The following is a 19,450-nucleotide window of genomic DNA, read 5'->3' on the forward strand; positions in this document are numbered from 1 at the left end:
CTGTTGTGCTTTTCGGTAACAGTAGGTTCCGTTGACGGAATGCCGTCTGATTTCCCGACTGACGGTGGCGGGATGACAACCGATGTTCTGTGCGATTTGGTTTAGGGGTAGGTTGCGGTAATGTCTGGAAATGTAGTATCTTTGGTGTGAGGTCAGTTGTGTGTAGGCCATATTGCAATCTTTCTTGTCAGGAAAGGCAGTATACTACCGCATACTGGCCTTTTCTGTTATTGGAAATTGCACTTGTTAGGCGAATGTAAGGCCGTCTAAAAAACAAACAACCCGTGATCTGCATTAGCACCCAGTTGATTGAAGCGGGGGTGGATATTTCCATGAGTTGTGTGATTCGAGCTTTAGGCGGGCTGGACAGCATAGCCCAAGCGGCGGGACGGTGTAATCGTCATGGGGAGAAAGCGGGCAAAGGGCAGGTATATGTGCTGAACCTGCAAGAGCCGAATTTGGCACGGGTGCTGCCCGATATTGACCAAGGGCAGAGAAATGCCGAACGCGTACTGCGCGAATTCGCCGAGCAGGACATTTTACAGCCTAACGCTATGCGGCAGTATTTTGAATACTATTTTTATAACCGCAGCAGCGAGATGAGTTATACGGTTAAAGGCAGCACTTCAGGCAGCCTGTTAGACTGGCTTTCCGATAACCGTTTAAACGCCTATGCCGCGAAAAACGACAAACGCCGTCCTAAATTACCGTTGCTGATGCAGTCGTTCAAAAGTGCGGGGAGAGCCTTCCAGGCGATTGAGGCACCAACCCGTGCCGTGATTGTGCCCTATGGCAAAGGTAAAGATTTAATCGCCGAACTGTGCGGAGCCTGGGATCCGAAAGAGATGTACCACACTTTGGCCAAAGCGCAGCGTTACAGCGTGAATGTATTTCCGAATGTGTGGGAAAAACTGGAAAAAGAACAAGCCGTTCAGGAAGTGCAGGCCGGTTTGGGTATTTATTATTTAAAAGAACGTTATTACAGCGACGAATACGGCTTGTCCGTCGATGAAGTCGGTGCGATGACTTTTTATGAATTGTGATTTAAGGAAATGTGATGAACAACAAAAATACATTCCGCAGTAAACCGTTCTGCTTTCGTGTCTGGGGACGGCAGGCCTTGTTTACCGACCCCGTCACTAAAATCGGCGGTGAGAAATTCAGTTATCAAGTGCCGACTTACGAGGCACTTAAAGGTATTTTAAAAAGCATTTACTGGAAACCGACTCTGATTTGGCACATCGACCGCGTGCGGGTTATGAAGCCTATCCATACCCAAAGCAAATCCACCAAGCCAAGACAATGGGAATCACCTAAAGGTGCCCATCATACGTTAGCTATCTATACTTTTCTGCAAGACGTGGAATATCAGGTAGAAGCGCATTTTACCTGGAACGAAAACTGGGAAGAACTCAAGGGCGATCGCAATGAAGGCAAACATACCGCGATTGCCGAACGAATGCTCCAGCGTGGCGGTCGGCAGGATATTTTCCTCGGCACCCGCGATTGTCAGGGCTATGTCGAACCGTGTGAATTCGGTTCAGGTAAAGGCTTTTACGATGAAATCGACAATCTGGATTTCGGTTTGATGTTCCACAGCTTCGGCTATCCGGAAGAAACGGGCAAACATGAGCTGATCAGCCGCTTTTGGAATGCCGGTATGCAGCGCGGCAAGATTGAGTTCCCAAGCGTGAATGACGTTTCGGGCAGCCTGAAAACCCGCTTTATCCGAAAAATGAAACCCGAAAAACCGTTTAAACGCGGTGAAAACGTGAAGCCTGTGGAAGACGAGGCTAAGGAGTTGGGATTATGAGCTGGATGCAGAAACTGTATCGGACGTATGAATTTGTCCAAAACCAAGGATTGGATGATGAAGAATTGGCATTGCCTTTTCATCTGTCTAAAGCGGTTCACTTGAAAATTGTTCTAAACGATAAGGCGGAATTGGTGCGGGCAGAACGGTTTGAAGGCAAAAAGCAGGTTCCTATTCAAATAACTGAAAAATCGTCAAAACGTTCCGGATCAACGATTGCAGCATATGCGTTACACGATGGTTTGCAATATATCGCCAAGACCGCAAAACGATATTTGACGATTGAGTATCTTTCCAAAATAGCGGAAAAAACCAATGGCAAAAAATGGAAAGAATTTCTTGCAGGCACTGATGAGGAAAAACAAAAATTTGCCGATGCGGAAAAAGCAAAATATCAAAGCTGTTTTGAATTTTATGAGAAGCAACTATCCGATTGGGCTGAGTTTAGCCATTTGCAGGAGATAAACATTGTTTTGCGGTATATCCAAAAAGGTTCGCTGATTGAAGACTTGATCGAGAAAAAATATTTTTCTTTTGAAGATAATATCCTGTTATCTGTTAAAGATGATCCATTTGGTTTGACGATCGTATGGGCAGTGGAAATACCTAATGACCCTCATTCTGATTTATGGAGTAAAGGTAATATCAAGAAGCAATGGATTAAATACCAAGAAAATCAATCTGAACAAGGCAATAAAAATAAAGCGTTATGTTACGTAACCGGAGAAGAAGATTATCCGGTGGAGGCATATCCGAAAATCGACGGTAATGCCAAATTAGTTTCTGCTAATGATGATACCGGATTTACTTTTCGGGGCAGGTTTTATGGAGATAAAGACAATGGAGCAAAATCTGAACTAGGTAGCCAGGCTGTAACCTTGGGAAGGGATGTCTCTCAAAAGGCATTCAATATATTGAAGTGGTTGATAAAACGTCAAGGTATCAGCAACGGTGATCAAAAAACAGTTGTTTGGGCGATTAGTGGTAAAGAAGTTCCATCGCCGATGAAAGATTCTTTTGGTGTGATTGACTGGGACAATTTAGATACAAGTGCGGTTGAAAGTGAAACTGAAATTGATATGTCGTTTGAAGAAAAAACTTCAAGCAAAGATTGGTCAAGTAATGTTGGGAAGTCGGCAGCAGAAATTATCAAGAAAAAACTGCATGGTTATAAAGCCGAACTGGAAGAGCATGAGCAAATTTCTTTGCTAATGGTAGATAAATCAACGGATGGTCGCATGGCATTAACTTACTATCAAGAATTTCTGCCTGCTGACTACTTCGACAATCTGGACGCATGGGTAGACGATTTTGCCTGGTATCAACGCCGCAGCATCGAGAAGAAAAACGGTAAAAAACCGACAAACAAACCCTTTGGCCGGTATTGCCGCCTTCGCCTTTTGACATCGGCCACGCCGTTTACGGAAAGGCATTGAGCGATACCCTGAAAAAACAGCTCTACGCCCGGTTATTACCTGTGATTGCCGGCGGCAGACAAGTGCCGATCCCTTATGATTTGGTACAGAAAAGCTTTCAGACGGCCTGCAACCCTTATGCAAATCATCGCCCTGAAGATGGAGAAAAAATTCGTCATACAAACTGGCAACGCAATATCGGTGTCGCCTGTGCCTTATATAAAGGCTGGCGTGCCCGTCATCACGATTTATCACAACGGAGAACTTACCTTATGAGTTTAGACAAAGAAAACCGCTCGCGCGATTATCTGTTTGGCAGATTATTGGCGGTGGCGGAAAAATTGGAAAGTACGGCTTTAAGAATTGCCGATGAAAATCGATCAACTAACGCCGAAAGGTATATGCAGCGTTTTGCTGTGCGTCCTCTAAGCACTTGGTTGCAAATCGAGCTCGGACTCGAACCCTACAAAAACCGCCTGCGCAGCAACCGCTATATAGGATTTTTACGCAATCGAGAAAAAGAGATTGATGAAATTATGTCAGCTCTAAATGAATTAAAAAGTCCGCTGGATAAACCGTTGGACGGCGAATTTCTGCTTGGCTATCACAGCCAAAAAATGGCTTACCGCAACAGCTCAAATACCACGTCTGAACAAGACGAACAAGACCAAACCGAAACCCATTAACCCCTTATGGAGATGAATAAAATGTCTTTAACTAAAAAAATCGACTTCGCCCTGATTCTTAAAGTAACCAATGCCAATCCCAACGGCGATCCTTTAAACGGCAACCGCCCGCGTTCCGATTTTGCCGGAATCGGTGAAATGACCGACGTTTGCTTAAAACGCAAAATCCGCGACCGCCTGCAAAGTAACGGTGAAAACATCTTTGTGCAATCTGACGAAAAGAAAACCGACGGTATGACCAGCCTTGCCAATCGTGCTAAAGACAAAGACGTCGGCTTGGGGGCGGAAGCGTTCGGCAAAAAAGCCAATAAAGACGAAACCGCCAAAGCTGCCTGTGCAAAATGGCTGGATGTGCGCAGTTTCGGGCAGGTATTTGCTTTCGGCAAAAGCGACGACGGTGCGGGCGTATCTATCGCCGTGCGCGGTCCGGTAACTATTCAATCTGCATTTAGCGTCGAACCGGTTAATATCACTAGCACACAAATTACGAAAAGCGTCAGCGGCGAAGGCGACGGCACAAAAAAAAGCTCGGACACCATGGGCATGAAACACCGCGTGGACAGCGGCATTTACGTTGCCTTCGGTGCCATGTCGCCGCAACTTGCCGAACGCACCGGCTTTTCCGACGAAGACGCCGACAAAATCAAAGCCGTGCTCACCAAACTGTTTGAAGGCGACGCATCTTCCGCCCGTCCTGAAGGCTCAATGCAAGTATTGAAACTGATTTGGTGGGAACACAATTGCAAATCAGGCCAATATTCATCTGCCAAAGTACACGGTAGCTTAACGGTAAATCCTGACGGAAGTTACCAACTGGAGAATCTTGAAGGATTGCAGCCACAGGAAATTGAAGGTTTCTAAATGTCGATTGATTTGCCATCTACTACGCAAATCCCAGCAGCAGGGCAGAATAAAAAATATGACCAACGTCAGATTCCCCTCTCCGCCCTGCAGCATTACGCCTTCTGCCCGCGTCAGTGTGCGTTAATCCATAGCGAACAGGCGTGGGCGGAGAATTTTCTCACCGCGCAAGGACGTGCTTTGCATGAGCGTGTCGATTCGGGCGAACCGGAAACCCGCAAAGGTGTACGCTTTGAGCGCAGCGTGCATGTGTCGGCAGAAAAGTTGGGCGTGAGCGGTATTGTCGATATGGTGGAACATGATTTGCAATCAGGCCATCTGAAACCTGTCGAATACAAGCGCGGCAAACCAAAGCCGACGGCGATGGACGAAATTCAATTATGCGCCCAAGCTCTGTGTTTGGAAGAAATGACCGGGCAGTCGATTGATGAAGGGGCATTGTGGTATATGCAAACCCGTCATCGTCTGCCTGTTATCCTTTCAGACGGCCTCAGAAAGCAAACGATTGAGACTATTGGCAAGGTCAGACAGCTTTTGGAAAGCGGGCAAACGCCGCAGGCAGAATACGGCAAACATTGTCAGGCATGTTCGCTGTTGGATATTTGTGAACCGAAATTATTTGGGCAGGATCTGTCGGTAAAATATACAGAAGCGTTATTTGGAGAAAGTTAAATGAAAAAACTCCAAAACACCCTCTATATCACCACGCAAGGCTCTTATCTTCATAAAGAACGGGAAACTTTGGTGGTGGAGCAAGAGCGTAAAAAAGTGGCGCAGTTGCCGATTCATTCCATCGGGCATATTTTCTGCTTTGGAAATGTGTTAGTGTCGCCGTTTTTGATGGGATTTTGTGGTGAAAATAATGTCAATCTGGCGTTTTTTACCGAAAACGGGCGGTTTTTAGGGCGTTTGCAGGGGCGGCAGAGTGGCAATGTGTTGCTCAGGCGGGCGCAGTATCGGCGGTCGGAAAGCGATCCTGTACCGATTGCGCGCAATATCATCGCTGCCAAAATTCAATCTAGTAAGCGGGTGTTGCAACGTCAAATCCGCAATCATGGGGAGAATGCCGATATTCAGACGGCCATTACGGCTTTGAATTTTAGCGTGCAGCAATTGAAGCTTGCCCATGATTTGGATGTGATACGCGGGATTGAAGGCGATGCGGCGGCGCGTTATTTTGGGGTGTTTCAGCATTTGGTTAATGAAAAAAGCGGTTTTGTGTTCAATGGCCGCAACCGCCGCCCACCGCGCGATGAAGTCAATGCGTTGTTATCATTTACATACAGTATTTTAGGCAAAGACATTAGTGGTGCGCTGCAAGGCGTGGGGCTGGATCCGCAAGTGGGTTTTCTGCATGCGGATAGGCCGGGGCGCGACAGTTTGGCACAAGACGTCTTAGAAGAATTCCGCGCTTGGTGGGCGGATAGGCTGGTGTTGTCGCTGATTAACCGCGGCCAAATCAAGCCGCAGGATTTTACCCGCGAGGCAGGCGGCGCAGTAGTTTTAAAGGCTGAGGCGCGCAAATTATTGTTTCAAACCCTGCAGGCAAAGAAACAGGAAAAAATCCTTCATCCTTTTTTGCAGGAAGAAGTGGCAATCGGTTTGCTGCCGCATATTCAGGCCATGCTGTTGGCCAGACATTTACGCGGTGACTTGGCCGAATATCCGCCGTTTTTAATACGTTAGGCAGGGTATGCTTTAGGCCGTCTGAAAATAAGTGGAAGAAACAATATTCAGACGGCCTCTGCTGCTTATCAATAGGGGAAAGATTAATGTTAATGCTGATTACTTACGATATTTCATTGGAAGATGCGCAAGGCCAAGCCAGATTGCGGCGAATCGCCAAACACTGCCAAGATTACGGCGTGCGCGTGCAATTTTCGGTATTCGAATGCGACATTACCCCCGATCAATGGGTCGTGCTCAAAGACAAACTGCTCAAAACCTACAACCCCGAAACAGACAGCTTACGCTTTTACCATTTGGGCAGCAAATGGCGCAGAAAAGTCGAACATCACGGCGCCAAACCGGCGGTGGATATTTTCCAAGATACATTGATTATCTGAATCGCTGACCACTGGTTCTCATGAAATCATCAGGAAGTTAGCGATTGAGAAATGTTCTTTAAAAATGAGGACTTATTTTTGATTAATGCCTTTTGCAGGAGTGTGCTATAATTTTTTCGGCTCTCTTGAATAACGCTAGCGAATCAGTGCATTATCTGCCTTGATTGGTAAGGATTGTACAAGGGGCTCCAGCCACCTTCGGGTGGCTGTGTGTTGAAACAGGGCTTCGTTGATGGCATCTTGACAGGCTGAACCCAGCCACCTTCGGGTGGCTGTGTGTTGAAACTTATCGGCATCCCACTTTGCACCAAATTGCTTTGCCAGCCACCTTCGGGTGGCTGTGTGTTGAAACACGCAAACAGGCAGAAGCACGCGCCCTGTTAAATGCCAGCCACCTTCGGGTGGCTGTGTGTTGAAACAAGCGCGGTTTTCACGCCGGTAGCGGTGAGCGCGCCGGATCCAGCCACCTTCGGGTGGCTGTGTGTTGAAACAAGCCGTGCTGTTATTAAAGGTTGGAATGTATGACCAGCCACCTTCGGGTGGCTGTGTGTTGAAACATGCTTTCTTGCGCCCAAACGGAATACAGCATATGCCCAGCCACCTTCGGGTGGCTGTGTGTTGAAACATGGCCTGTCGCTACGTCAACTGTATTGGCCGCGTCCAGCCACCTTCGGGTGGCTGTGTGTTGAAACAATCGGTCAGCAATATTTGCACCGCGTTGAAGAGCCAGCCACCTTCGGGTGGCTGTGTGTTGAAACACGCCCTTTGTGAAGTGGCTGGCCATGATAAGCCAACCAGCCACCTTCGGGTGGCTGTGTGTTGAAACATCTCCCCAAAATGCTGGCTCTGGTAAAACCAACCCAGCCACCTTCGGGTGGCTGTGTGTTGAAACGCCAAACAAATGATACTGAACCAGTTTTAACAGCCCAGCCACCTTCGGGTGGCTGTGTGTTGAAACATATTTCCGCCGAAAGCTGCATTAAAATCAGCCAACCAGCCACCTTCGGGTGGCTGTGTGTTGAAACATAAAGACCGCCTGTTTACGCTGATTAGTCGTCCCCAGCCACCTTCGGGTGGCTGTGTGTTGAAACAGCTTCAACCAATCCAGCAACCCGTTAGCTGCTTCCAGCCACCTTCGGGTGGCTGTGTGTTGAAACAATTCAGCCAAGCTAACCGATTTAACGCTTGAACCCCCAGCCACCTTCGGGTGGCTGTGTGTTGAAACACGATGAACAAAACCAATGCGGCCGCCTTCTACCTCCAGCCACCTTCGGGTGGCTGTGTGTTGAAACATCTTAGAAGATTTGATTGCAAAACCCTTGTCAGCCCAGCCACCTTCGGGTGGCTGTGTGTTGAAACTGTTGACGGCTCGAAAAAACCGGCTGCAGCTATTGCCAGCCACCTTCGGGTGGCTGTGTGTTGAAACTCATTTGGTGGGTTGCAAAGGAGCAGGGGAGCCGCCCAGCCACCTTCGGGTGGCTGTGTGTTGAAACATCTTCCGGCGGCAATTCTTCGCCGTCGTCTTGTCCCAGCCACCTTCGGGTGGCTGTGTGTTGAAACATCCATGCCGTCTAAATCAAAATCGTCGTTTTCCCCAGCCACCTTCGGGTGGCTGTGTGTTGAAACATCAAAATACGGCACGCCTTTTTCTGTGTCGTAGCCAGCCACCTTCGGGTGGCTGTGTGTTGAAACAATTCCGAGACCTACGTGCAAAAGCAGGGACTGACCCAGCCACCTTCGGGTGGCTGTGTGTTGAAACGATTTGAGCGGCGCGAAGCACGTTATCGGGTGGCCAGCCACCTTCGGGTGGCTGTGTGTTGAAACCATCAGTTCACCGCCATGCATTTGTTGTAACGGTCCCAGCCACCTTCGGGTGGCTGTGTGTTGAAACTTCTCATCTTGCCCTTTAATTTGAATCATGACCTCCAGCCACCTTCGGGTGGCTGTGTGTTGAAACTGCTGAAGAAGTTCGAGCGCGTTTGGCGTCTGATCCAGCCACCTTCGGGTGGCTGTGTGTTGAAACGCCAGCCAGCATGGAAGCGTGTGGATTTGCTGAACCAGCCACCTTCGGGTGGCTGTGTGTTGAAACACCGGTTGATTCAGCCCATTTTTTAGCGGCCGTAGACCAGCCACCTTCGGGTGGCTGTGTGTTGAAACATTGATGATGTTCATCAGAATAAACGGCGCTTTCGGCCCAGCCACCTTCGGGTGGCTGTGTGTTGAAACTTCGTCCGTGCCGACTTCTTCAACAGCCTCTTCATCCAGCCACCTTCGGGTGGCTGTGTGTTGAAACATTCACACGGCTTACATAGTCAATTTTTGCTTCACCGGCCAGCCACCTTCGGGTGGCTGTGTGTTGAAACTATAAGACGTGGCGTGCGCTTGAATATGGTGATGTCCAGCCACCTTCGGGTGGCTGTGTGTTGAAACGGGGACACCATCGAAGAGGCCATCACAAACGCACAGCCAGCCACCTTCGGGTGGCTGTGTGTTGAAACCACTTCAATCAGGCGAACTTCCTGAAAATGCACCCAGCCACCTTCGGGTGGCTGTGTGTTGAAACATTTGTCAGCGGAATATATCGGGCATTGTCGGCACCAGCCACCTTCGGGTGGCTGTGTGTTGAAACACAATTGATGAGCGGAAGAGCCTCATTTGGCGACCAGCCACCTTCGGGTGGCTGTGTGTTGAAACTTCGTTCCAAATCCACCCTTCGCCGCCAAGGCATCACGCCCAGCCACCTTCGGGTGGCTGTGTGTTGAAACTTCGTCGTAGGCTTCTTGGCGCTTATACCAGTCGTCCAGCCACCTTCGGGTGGCTGTGTGTTGAAACATTGTCAATGTGTTTTTTAAAATGCGAGAAGATCCCAGCCACCTTCGGGTGGCTGTGTGTTGAAACACTTTCGGGCATTAAGACGGATATGTCGTCTATTTCCAGCCACCTTCGGGTGGCTGTGTGTTGAAACAGCACCTGATGTTTGCTTGTATGTTGAAAGTCACACCCAGCCACCTTCGGGTGGCTGTGTGTTGAAACAGCCGTGATGCAGAAATCCGTTATTTACCCGATCCAGCCACCTTCGGGTGGCTGTGTGTTGAAACAGGAAGTTCGCCTGATTGAAGTGGAATACACTAAACCAGCCACCTTCGGGTGGCTGTGTGTTGAAACCAATCCTTTGTCTTTGAAAGGGTTGTAAATAGAAAACCAGCCACCTTCGGGTGGCTGTGTGTTGAAACCATATAAACAGCGCAATATCGCAAAGCAATTTGCCAGCCACCTTCGGGTGGCTGTGTGTTGAAACGAACATGAGCTTGTCGGCATCGCTTAAGCCAATGGCCCAGCCACCTTCGGGTGGCTGTGTGTTGAAACGCTCCAGTCGGTATAACCTGTTGTCAGGTAAAGGACCAGCCACCTTCGGGTGGCTGTGTGTTGAAACAACGTGCCGTCAGTGTCATTTGCAAACACCTTTTCCAGCCACCTTCGGGTGGCTGTGTGTTGAAACATTTGTCAGCGGAATATATCGGGCATTGTCGGCACCAGCCACCTTCGGGTGGCTGTGTGTTGAAACCTCCGCCCACTCATCTTGCTTCTCTGCAATCGTGCCAGCCACCTTCGGGTGGCTGTGTGTTGAAACAAATCCTTTGGGCTTGTCCGGTGCACTCCCTGCATCCAGCCACCTTCGGGTGGCTGTGTGTTGAAACTTGCCCAGCAGGGATATACCACGTTTTCTTATCGCCAGCCACCTTCGGGTGGCTGTGTGTTGAAACACGCTGGAAATATCGCGGCTGCAAAATCCGCACATCCAGCCACCTTCGGGTGGCTGTGTGTTGAAACAGATACAGGGTGTTTTTAATGCGCTCTACGCGGCCCCAGCCACCTTCGGGTGGCTGTGTGTTGAAACAGCTTCATAGCTTTCCTTTCATGAAATGGGTCTGCCCAGCCACCTTCGGGTGGCTGTGTGTTGAAACCTTGATGAATATTTGCCGTCGTCTCTTCCAGGTCCCAGCCACCTTCGGGTGGCTGTGTGTTGAAACAGCAACAATCAAAAAGGATTTCAACAACTCACAGCCAGCCACCTTCGGGTGGCTGTGTGTTGAAACAAAGTGCCTGACTTCGTGGCAGAATTAGAAACTCCCAGCCACCTTCGGGTGGCTGTGTGTTGAAACAAATTTGTATGTATCGCTTCCGTCCTGCTTGGTGCGCCCAGCCACCTTCGGGTGGCTGTGTGTTGAAACACACTAGACGAATATCGTTCAGGCGGTTTTTTTGACCGTCCAGCCACCTTCGGGTGGCTGTGTGTTGAAACGGCTTGGTTGTGCTGGCCGGTTTGGTTGTGTTTTTTACCAGCCACCTTCGGGTGGCTGTGTGTTGAAACAATAAGTCTGCATAACTCTCAGGCGTGTTACTCACCCAGCCACCTTCGGGTGGCTGTGTGTTGAAACCTGTATAGGTGTCGATTCTTCTGTTATTCGAGCTTCCAGCCACCTTCGGGTGGCTGTGTGTTGAAACAAAATGAAACTCGAAGACGGCACCGAAGTAGACCCAGCCACCTTCGGGTGGCTGTGTGTTGAAACAATGACTTTTTCATATAAACGCTTAGGCGTAACACCAGCCACCTTCGGGTGGCTGTGTGTTGAAACTTGTTTGAAAACGCAGTGGGTTAATCATTAAAGGTCAGCCACCTTCGGATAGCTGTGTATTGAAGTTATCCAGTAACGGCGAAAAACCAAGCAGAATAAGTCAAGCACTCCCGATACCCCTAGAGGAATTAAATCCCTATTAAAAAGCCTCGTATCATGAGGCCTTTTTATTATCGAGTTAATCTAAGTTTGAACTAAGTTAAAGTATGCTAAAAAAATCATGCCGTCTGAACGTGATTTTGGTATATGATTTAGGAATGAATGCCATTTGATTTCAGGAGAAAAATCCATGTTCCAATTTGCCCATCCCCAACAAACTCCGCTGCGCCAAGCGGTGACTGAGGCTTATCGCCGCGATGAAGTCGAAGCGGTGAACGATATGCTGCAACAGGCGCAGATGACGGGTGAAGAGCGTCGTGCTGCCGATGATTTGGCGCGCCGTTTGGTGACGCAGGTGCGGGCGAGCCGTACCAAAGCCAGCGGTGTGGATGCGTTGATGCACGAGTTTTCATTGTCGAGCGAAGAGGGTGTGGCGTTAATGTGTTTGGCGGAGGCTTTGTTGCGCATTCCGGATAATGCCACGCGCAATAAATTGATTGCCGACAAGCTTTCAGACGGCGATTGGAAAAGCCATCTGAACCACAGCCCAAGCCTGTTTGTGAACGCGGCAGCTTGGGGTTTGCTGGTAACCGGCAAACTCACCACCACGACCAACGACCAGAATTTGGGTTCGGCTTTGAGCCGTGTGTTGGGCAAGGGCGGTGCGCCGTTGATCCGCAAAGGCGTGGATTACGCCATGCGTATGCTGGGCAAGCAGTTTGTGACCGGCCAAACTATTGAAGAAGCATTGAAAAACGGCAAAGAGCGTGAAAAACTGGGCTATCGTTTCTCATTCGATATGCTGGGTGAAGCGGCGTTTACCCAAGCCGACGCCGACCGCTACTATCAGGATTACGTTACCGCGATTCACGCTATCGGCAAGGATGCGGCAGGGCAAGGCGTGTATGACGGCAACGGCATCTCCGTGAAATTGTCGGCGATTCATCCGCGCTATTTCCGTGCGCAACACGAGCGCGTGATGACCGAGTTGCTGCCGAAATTAAAAGCATTATTTGTTTTGGCAAAACAATACAATATCGGCCTGAACATCGATGCCGAAGAAGCCAATCGCTTGGAATTGTCGCTGGATTTGATGGAAGCTTTGGTGTCTGATCCTGATTTGGCCGGTTACAACGGCATCGGTTTTGTGGTGCAGGCCTACCAAAAACGCTGCCCGTTTGTGATTGATTATTTGGTAGATTTAGCGCGCCGCAACAATCAAAAACTGATGATCCGCTTGGTAAAAGGCGCGTATTGGGACAGCGAAATCAAATGGGCGCAGGTCGACGGCCTCAACGGCTATCCTGTGTACACCCGCAAAGTGCATACCGATATTTCTTATCTGGCTTGTGCACGCAAACTGCTGGCCGCGCAAGATGCTGTGTTCCCACAATTTGCCACCCACAATGCCTACACGCTGGCGGCTATTTACGAAATGGGTAAGGGCAAGGATTTTGAACACCAATGCTTGCACGGCATGGGCGAAACCCTGTACGACCAAGTGGTCGGCCCACAAAACTTAGGCCGCCGCGTGCGTATTTACGCGCCGGTCGGCACGCATGAAACGCTGCTGGCCTATTTGGTGCGCCGTTTGCTGGAAAACGGTGCCAATTCATCGTTTGTGAACCAAATCGTTGATGAAAAAATCAGCATTGACGAGCTGATTCGCAGCCCGTTCGACACCATTGCCGAAGAAGGCATTCATTTGCATGCCGCGTTGCCGCTGCCGCGTGATTTATACGGCAAAGGCCGTCTGAATTCGCAAGGCGTGGATTTGAGCAATGAAAACGTGTTGCAGCAATTGCAGCAGAAAATGAACCAATCGGCGGCGCAAGCGTTTCAGACGGCCTCGATGATTAACGGCAAGCTGCGTGAAGTCAACGCGCCGCAAGATGTCAAAAATCCTGCCGATCATGGCGATGTGGTGGGTACGGTTTCATTTGCCGATGCTGCCTTGGCGCAAGAAGCGATTGCCGAAGCTGTGGCCGCGCAAGCCGCTTGGGGGGCGACACCGGCTGCCGAACGCGCTGCCTGCTTGCGCCGTTTGGCCGACTTGATGGAGCAGCATACCCCTGCATTGATGATGCTGGCGGTGCGCGAAGCGGGCAAAACGCTGCAAAACGCCATTGCCGAAGTGCGTGAAGCGGTTGATTTCTGCCGCTATTATGCCGATGAAGCCGAGCAAACCTTACCTGCCAACACCCAAGGCGTGGGCACGATTATCGCCATCAGCCCGTGGAATTTCCCGTTGGCGATTTTCACCGGTGAAGTGGTGGCCGCATTGGCTGCCGGTAACACCGTGGTTGCTAAGCCTGCCGAGCAAACCAGCCTGATTGCTTCGTATGCTGTGTCTTTGATGCATGAAGCCGGTGTACCGTCTGAAGCCTTGCAATTGGTATTGGGCGCGGGCGAAGTCGGCGCGGCTTTAACGCAAGACTCACGCATCAGCGGCGTGATTTTCACCGGTTCGACCGAAGTGGCACGCCTGATTAACCAAACCTTGGCCAAACGCGATGACAATCCGGTATTGATTGCCGAAACCGGCGGCCAAAATGCGATGATTGTCGATTCAACCGCATTGGCCGAACAAGTCTGCGCCGATGTATTGAATTCCGCTTTCGATTCGGCCGGCCAACGCTGTTCGGCGCTGCGTATTTTGTGCGTGCAAGAAGACGTGGCCGATCATATGATTGATATGATTAAAGGCGCGATGAACGAATTGGTGGTGGGTAATCCGCGTTTGCTGAACACCGATGTGGGTCCCGTCATCGATGCTGAAGCGCAAGCCAATCTGTTGGCGCACATTGATAAAATGAAGGGTGTGGCTAAATCGTTCCATGAAATCAAGGTTTCAGACGGCATTGATGAGGTGCAATCAACTTTTGTTGCCCCGATTTTGTTTGAGTTGAATAATTTAAACGAATTGCAGCGCGAAGTATTTGGTCCGGTGTTGCACGTCGTGCGCTATCGTGCCGACGAACTCGACAGCCTGATCGACCAAATCAACAGCAAAGGCTACGCGCTGACCCACGGCGTACACAGCCGCATCGATGCGACCGTGGATCACATCCGCAAACGCATTGAAGCGGGCAACGTGTACATCAACCGCAACATCGTCGGCGCGGTTGTCGGCGTGCAGCCGTTTGGCGGCCACGGCTTATCGGGTACAGGTCCGAAAGCAGGCGGCCCGTTCTACCTGCAACGTTTAAGCCGTCTGAAACAATGGGTTGCACCGACCTTGAGCAAAGTCGGTCAAGTCGATGACGAAGTATTGAAACGCTTGGAAGCTGTGTTGCACAATCTGCCTATCAGCCAAGAATACAAGCTCTCGATTGCCGCTACCTTAGGCCAAGCGCGTATCCGCACGCTGCGTCATGCTGAAAAGGTGTTGTGTGGCCCAACCGGCGAGCGCAACGTATTAAGCTGGCACGCGCCGAAACGCGTGTGGATTTACGGCGGCGATTTGGTGCAGTCGTTCACCGCTTTGGTGCAACTGGCCGCAGCCGGTGTGCAGGGCGTGATTGAAGCCAATCATCCGCTGGCGACAGAAGTGGCGCATTTGGGCAATTTGCTGATTGTCGATAAACCGGAAAACGCCGGCATCAGCCATGTGGTGGCGCTGGAAGATTTGCCGACCGAACGCAAACAAGCGCTGGCAGCGAGCGAGGGCGCGTTAATCCGCATTCTGCCGTCTGAAAACGGCTTGGATATTTTGCAGGTGTTTGAAGAAATTTCGTGTAGCATCAACACGACTGCAGCGGGCGGTAACGCCAGCTTGATGGCAATGTCGGATTAATTTTATAAATGCTCAAGGCCGTCTGAAAGATTGGGGAAGAGTTCAATCTTTCAGACGGCCTTTTGAAGTATAAAATGATGCTTTTGCAAAAGTCTCAGTTTATCTTTTTTCAGTTGAGTAAGATAAAGAAAAAACCATGCCGTCTGAAGCGTTCAGACGGCATGGTTTTTTATCACGATTTAAACCGTTAATTTTGCCAAGCATTCATGCAGCGGATTGAAATAGTTGGCCAAATAGTCGTCAAACGGAATTTCATCGGCGGCTTTAGCTTCGATTTCGGCAAACTCCTGCAGGGATTGCTGGCTTTGTGCTTCCAGCTTGGCTTGCACGTCTTGCGGTAGCGGCTGCTTTAAGGTTTCTGAATGTTGCGCGGTCAAGGCCATTGCCCATGGCAGGAACTCTTGTTCGGCCATTTCGGCTTGCACGCGCTGTGGCAGGCGCAGGGTTTCGCCGCTGTTGGCACGGATTTGGCTTTGCACGGCTTCGCGGTAGCCGCTGTTGTCCGAACCTTGGTCAAGGCGTTCGGCAATCGGCAGAATTTCATGCAAGATTTCATTTGCCCAATCTTGCGCGGAAATGCTGCGGCCGTTTTTAAACAGGCTGAATCCTTCGCTCAAGCCTGAGCAGGCGGTGCGCAAGCGGTTGTGGTTGGCTTCGTTGTAATCGGCGGTGGTAAATGCAGGCGAGTCTTTCAGCAAACACCACAGCATAAAGCTTTCCAAGAAATGAATTTGCTCCAAGCTGATGCCGGCAGGGTCATACGGATTGTTGTCGAGCAGGCGCAATTCAACATAGGCGATGCCGCGCGCGCTCAAGGCGCTGATGGGCAACTCGCCTTTTTTCATCACTTGTTTCGGACGTGCGCCACTGTAATATTCGTTGGCGATTTGCAGAATATTGGTGCTGATTTGGCGGTACAGTCCGGCCGGGCCGCGCAAGCCCAAGTATTCATACACCGGCGCTGGGGTTAATACCGCCGCACCCAAATCGCGAACGTATTCGTTCAGATGATTGAAGCTGACGCTGAAATCGACTTTGTTTTGGTAGCCGAGTTGGCTCATGCGCAGGGTGGTGGCGTTTTTCCAGCTAAAGCTTTGCTCGTGCAGGCGGTCAAGCACATTTTGCGCCGGTTGGAAGCTTTGGTCGCAGGCAGGGGCGGTGCCGAACAGGTGGCAAATCAGCCAGCCGTGGCGCTGAATGTTGCGAATCATGCCCATGTAGCACTCGTTGCGCCAATCATCAGTAGGTTCCACACCTTCTTGTTTGGCCAAGGCTGCCCACAGGCTTTCAGGTGGCGAATAGTTGAAATGTACACCGGCAATCATTTGCATGGTGCGGCCGTAGCGGTAAGACAGACCAACGCGATACAGGCGCTTCAATTTGGCGCCATTGCTCTGGCCGAAGTAGCCAATTTCAATGTGTTCGGGATTGTCGGGCAGACGGCAAGGCATGCTGGCTGCCCACATGCGTTCTTCGCCGATGTTTTGCGCGCTGAATTGGTGTAATTCCAAAAGCTGCTGATACACGGCTTTCGGGGATTGATGCGGATCGGTGACCAGTTCCAACAATGCTTCGCCATAATCGATGGTGATGTTCGGATGGGTATAGACATTGCCCAAGGCTTCTGGGTGGCGTGTTCCGGCAAGGTGGCCGTCGGCGGTGGTGCGCAGGCTCTCGCGCTCGATGCCGATGTTGCCGCCGGACAGTGGAAGGGTCTCGATGTTCATGTATTTTCCTTGGCAGAAAGTGTGGGCTTCTGCGAAAAGTGGCTATCGGGATGGCGTTTGCTGCCATCAAACAGAGCGATTTTAGCACGGAACGGCAGCGGCGGAATATGGTTATGTGTGAATGAACGGCGGATATTCAGACGGCCAAATCGTTAGTTAAAAGCTATAGGGATAAGCCGATAAAATAGTTATCAGTGAAAATGATTTCAGACGGCTTGAGTAACGATCAGGCCGTCTGAACATTACATTAGCTTTGTCGCAAAACCCATTTTGCCCGTTCAATCACCGGCGCATCAATCATTTGCCCATCTACTTGGAAAACGGCTTGGCCGCTGTGTTCCGCTTCGGCAACGACTTTTCTGGCAAAGGCCAACAAATCTTCAGACGGCCTTAAAGCTTCTTTCACCGCAGCGACTTGTTTCGGGTGGATACACAAAACGCCGCCGAACCCCATGTCACGCCAGTATTCCGCGTTTCGGCGGTTGGCTTCGTGGTCGTTGAAATCGGGGAAGGTGGTTTCGATGGGTGGATGCAGATTGTTGATTCGGCTGTGCAGCAGCATATCGGTGCGCAGGCGGTCGAACACCGTTTGCGCAGCGGAGGTACCATAACTCACGCCCAAATCATTCGCTAAGTCCAAACAGCCGTAGGTCAGCGCAAACAGGCCGTCTGAACGCGCTAATTTCCCGATGTCGGCCATGCCTTGTGCCGATTCAATATCAGCAATCACCGGCTTACCCGTGGCGTGATGCAGCGAAGAAATTTCATCGGCGTGAACGGTTTTGGAAAGCAGTATCCCCTTGATTTCAGGCATAGTCTTGAGCGCTGCCACATCGTCTGCATAAAACGCGCTGCGCGAATTGTTGATTCTGACCCATACTGCAGGCTGACCAGCTTGGTGGCAGTATTCGGCGATGTTGGCGCGGGCGGTGGCTTTGTCTTCCGGCGAGACGGTGTCTTCCCAATCGACAATCACTTCGTCCGCACCGCTGGCAAATGCCTTGGCAATCCGCTCAGGGCGAGTGGCGGGAACGAATAGGAATACTTTCGGAATGGGGCGGTTTAGCATGGTTTCTCCTTTGTTTTTTTATCGTCATTTAAAATAGAAATCATACCGCGTGACCAGCTCCCTCATGTATTACTTATACACGGTGGTCGCTGTTGCCTCGTCTTATTTCTCTTTTAAATGACGATATGATTTTAGTAGAAACATTGTAGCGGATTTTGATGATAAAAGGCCGTCTGAAAACTTGATTTTCAGACGGCCTTTTATGATTTATTCACCCAACCCAAACCGGTTGGCTTTTTCCACTTCACGCCATGCTTCCAAAATCAGCGTGCCGTCATTGTCTTTGAGCAGGGGGGCATCGGAGAGCATGCGCCGCCAAGTACGTGCGCCTTTGAGGCCGTGCATCAGGCCTAAGCTGTGGCGGACGATGTGGCGCAAGATGGTGCCACGGCCGCTTTGGATTTGAGCTTGGCTGTAGGAAAACAGGCGTTGCACCAAATCGGCGTATTCGATGGGGGCGTGGCTGCTGCCGTAAAACAATTGATCCCATTCGCGCATCACCATCGGGTTGTGGTAGGCCTCGCGCCCGACCATCACGCCGTCGACGTGTTGGAGGTGTTCGGCGATTTGTTCGTTGGTGGTGATGCCGCCGTTAATCAGGATTTCCAGCTTGGGAAATTCTTGTTTCAGGCGGTAAACGTAGTCGTATTTCAGTGGTGGAATGTCGCGGTTTTCTTTGGGTGACAAGCCGTCGAGCCATGCGTTGCGGGCATGGATGATAAAAGTTTTACAGGCGGTTTTGTCGCGTAGGGTGCCGACAAAATCAGCCACGGTTTGGTATTCGGTTTGGCGGTCTACACCGATGCGGTGTTTGACGGTAACGGGAATCTGCACGGCATCTTGCATGGTGTTTAAACAATCGGCCACTAAATCGACTTCGTTCATCAAGCAAGCGCCGAATGCGCCTTTTTGCACGCGAGGGCTGGGGCAGCCGCAGTTGAGATTGACTTCGTCGTAGCCGTATTCTTCTACCGCTTTGGCGGCTTTGGCCAGCTCGGCAGGGTCGCTGCCGCCCAGTTGCAGCGCCACGGGATTTTCGCCTTCGTTGAACATGAGAAAGCGGTTTTTGTCGCCATACACAATTGCGCCGGAATTGATCATTTCACTGTAAAGCCAAGTGTTTTGCGTGATTTGGCGCGCCATGTGGCGGTAGTGGCGATCGGTCCAGTCGAGCATGGGCGCGACTGATAGCCGTCTAGTGCCTTTGTAATCAATAACTTGCTTGTTTTTATTGAGAATTTTTGAATTTTGCATTGGTTTTATTTATGTATATTTTGCGCT

Annotated in this window: 13 protein-coding genes and 1 CRISPR repeat array; of the genes, 9 read left to right on the forward strand and 4 right to left on the reverse strand. The window is 50.4% G+C overall.

Going from position 1 to position 19,450, the window contains the following annotated elements; translation table 11 throughout:
- The coding region (locus CRG49_RS13815) for a helix-turn-helix domain-containing protein (RefSeq protein WP_157807888.1) at nt 1–171 on the reverse strand (171 nt) is incomplete at its 3' end.
- Nucleotides 172–284: 113 nt separating this feature from the next.
- Between CRG49_RS13815 and CRG49_RS01935 the strand changes: the two genes are divergently transcribed.
- From CRG49_RS01935 to putA, 9 genes are all read left to right on the forward strand, one after another.
- Complete coding sequence (locus CRG49_RS01935) at nt 285–1,043, forward strand: hypothetical protein (RefSeq protein WP_198515132.1); 759 nt, start codon at nt 285–287, stop codon at nt 1,041–1,043.
- 14 nt (nt 1,044–1,057) lie between these two features.
- A complete protein-coding gene (gene cas5c, locus CRG49_RS01940) occupies nt 1,058–1,813 on the forward strand; it encodes a type I-C CRISPR-associated protein Cas5c (RefSeq protein ID WP_095503634.1) in 756 nt (251 codons plus the stop codon).
- Complete coding sequence (locus tag CRG49_RS01945) at nt 1,810–3,249, forward strand: type I-C CRISPR-associated protein Cas8c/Csd1 (RefSeq protein WP_095503633.1); 1,440 nt, start codon at nt 1,810–1,812, stop codon at nt 3,247–3,249. Before cas5c ends, CRG49_RS01945 begins: the two co-directional genes overlap by 4 nt.
- Entirely contained in the window at nt 3,246–3,914 is a 669-nt protein-coding gene (locus CRG49_RS13690; protein ID WP_154143260.1) for a type I-C CRISPR-associated protein Cas8c/Csd1, read from the forward strand. Before CRG49_RS01945 ends, CRG49_RS13690 begins: the two co-directional genes overlap by 4 nt.
- A gap of 21 nt (nt 3,915–3,935) precedes the next feature.
- Nucleotides 3,936–4,775, forward strand: a complete 840-nt coding sequence (cas7c, locus tag CRG49_RS01955; protein ID WP_095503635.1) for a type I-C CRISPR-associated protein Cas7/Csd2 — start codon at nt 3,936–3,938, stop codon at nt 4,773–4,775.
- Nucleotides 4,776–5,447, forward strand: coding sequence for a CRISPR-associated protein Cas4 (gene cas4 / locus CRG49_RS01960; protein WP_095503632.1), 672 nt, complete (start codon nt 4,776–4,778; stop codon nt 5,445–5,447).
- The gene (gene cas1c / locus CRG49_RS01965; RefSeq protein ID WP_095503631.1) at nt 5,448–6,461 is read left to right on the forward strand and encodes a type I-C CRISPR-associated endonuclease Cas1c; all 1,014 of its coding nucleotides are present in this window, start codon (nt 5,448–5,450) and stop codon (nt 6,459–6,461) included. It begins immediately after the preceding gene.
- A gap of 86 nt (nt 6,462–6,547) precedes the next feature.
- Entirely contained in the window at nt 6,548–6,841 is a 294-nt protein-coding gene (gene cas2 / locus CRG49_RS01970) for a CRISPR-associated endonuclease Cas2 (protein ID WP_095503630.1), read from the forward strand.
- Nucleotides 6,842–7,029: 188 nt separating this feature from the next.
- Nucleotides 7,030–11,544: direct repeats of the CRISPR family, unit length 32 nt; unit sequence CCAGCCACCTTCGGGTGGCTGTGTGTTGAAAC.
- Nucleotides 11,545–11,767: 223 nt separating this feature from the next.
- Nucleotides 11,768–15,373 carry a bifunctional proline dehydrogenase/L-glutamate gamma-semialdehyde dehydrogenase PutA gene (gene putA / locus CRG49_RS01975; protein ID WP_095502922.1) on the forward strand — a complete coding sequence of 1,202 codons (3,606 nt, stop codon included), beginning with the start codon at nt 11,768–11,770 and terminating at the stop codon, nt 15,371–15,373.
- A gap of 179 nt (nt 15,374–15,552) precedes the next feature.
- On the opposite strand, the gene gshA is transcribed toward putA, so the two are convergent.
- From gshA to dusA, 3 genes are all read right to left on the reverse strand, one after another.
- Nucleotides 15,553–17,100: a glutamate--cysteine ligase gene (gshA, locus tag CRG49_RS01980; RefSeq protein WP_095502923.1), complete on the reverse strand. Its 1,548-nt coding sequence runs from the start codon at nt 17,098–17,100 to the stop codon at nt 15,553–15,555.
- A gap of 247 nt (nt 17,101–17,347) precedes the next feature.
- Nucleotides 17,348–18,169 (reverse strand): CoA ester lyase, encoded by an 822-nt coding sequence (locus CRG49_RS01985; protein WP_095502924.1) that lies wholly within the window; start codon nt 18,167–18,169, stop codon nt 17,348–17,350.
- Between the two features lie 207 nt (nt 18,170–18,376).
- Nucleotides 18,377–19,423 carry a tRNA dihydrouridine(20/20a) synthase DusA gene (gene dusA / locus CRG49_RS01990; RefSeq protein WP_095502925.1) on the reverse strand — a complete coding sequence of 349 codons (1,047 nt, stop codon included), beginning with the start codon at nt 19,421–19,423 and terminating at the stop codon, nt 18,377–18,379.
- Nucleotides 19,424–19,450 lie beyond the last annotated feature (27 nt).

This window comes from Neisseria sp. N95_16 (assembly GCF_002551535.2).
Taxonomy (GTDB): Bacteria; Pseudomonadota; Gammaproteobacteria; order Burkholderiales; family Neisseriaceae; genus Neisseria; species Neisseria brasiliensis.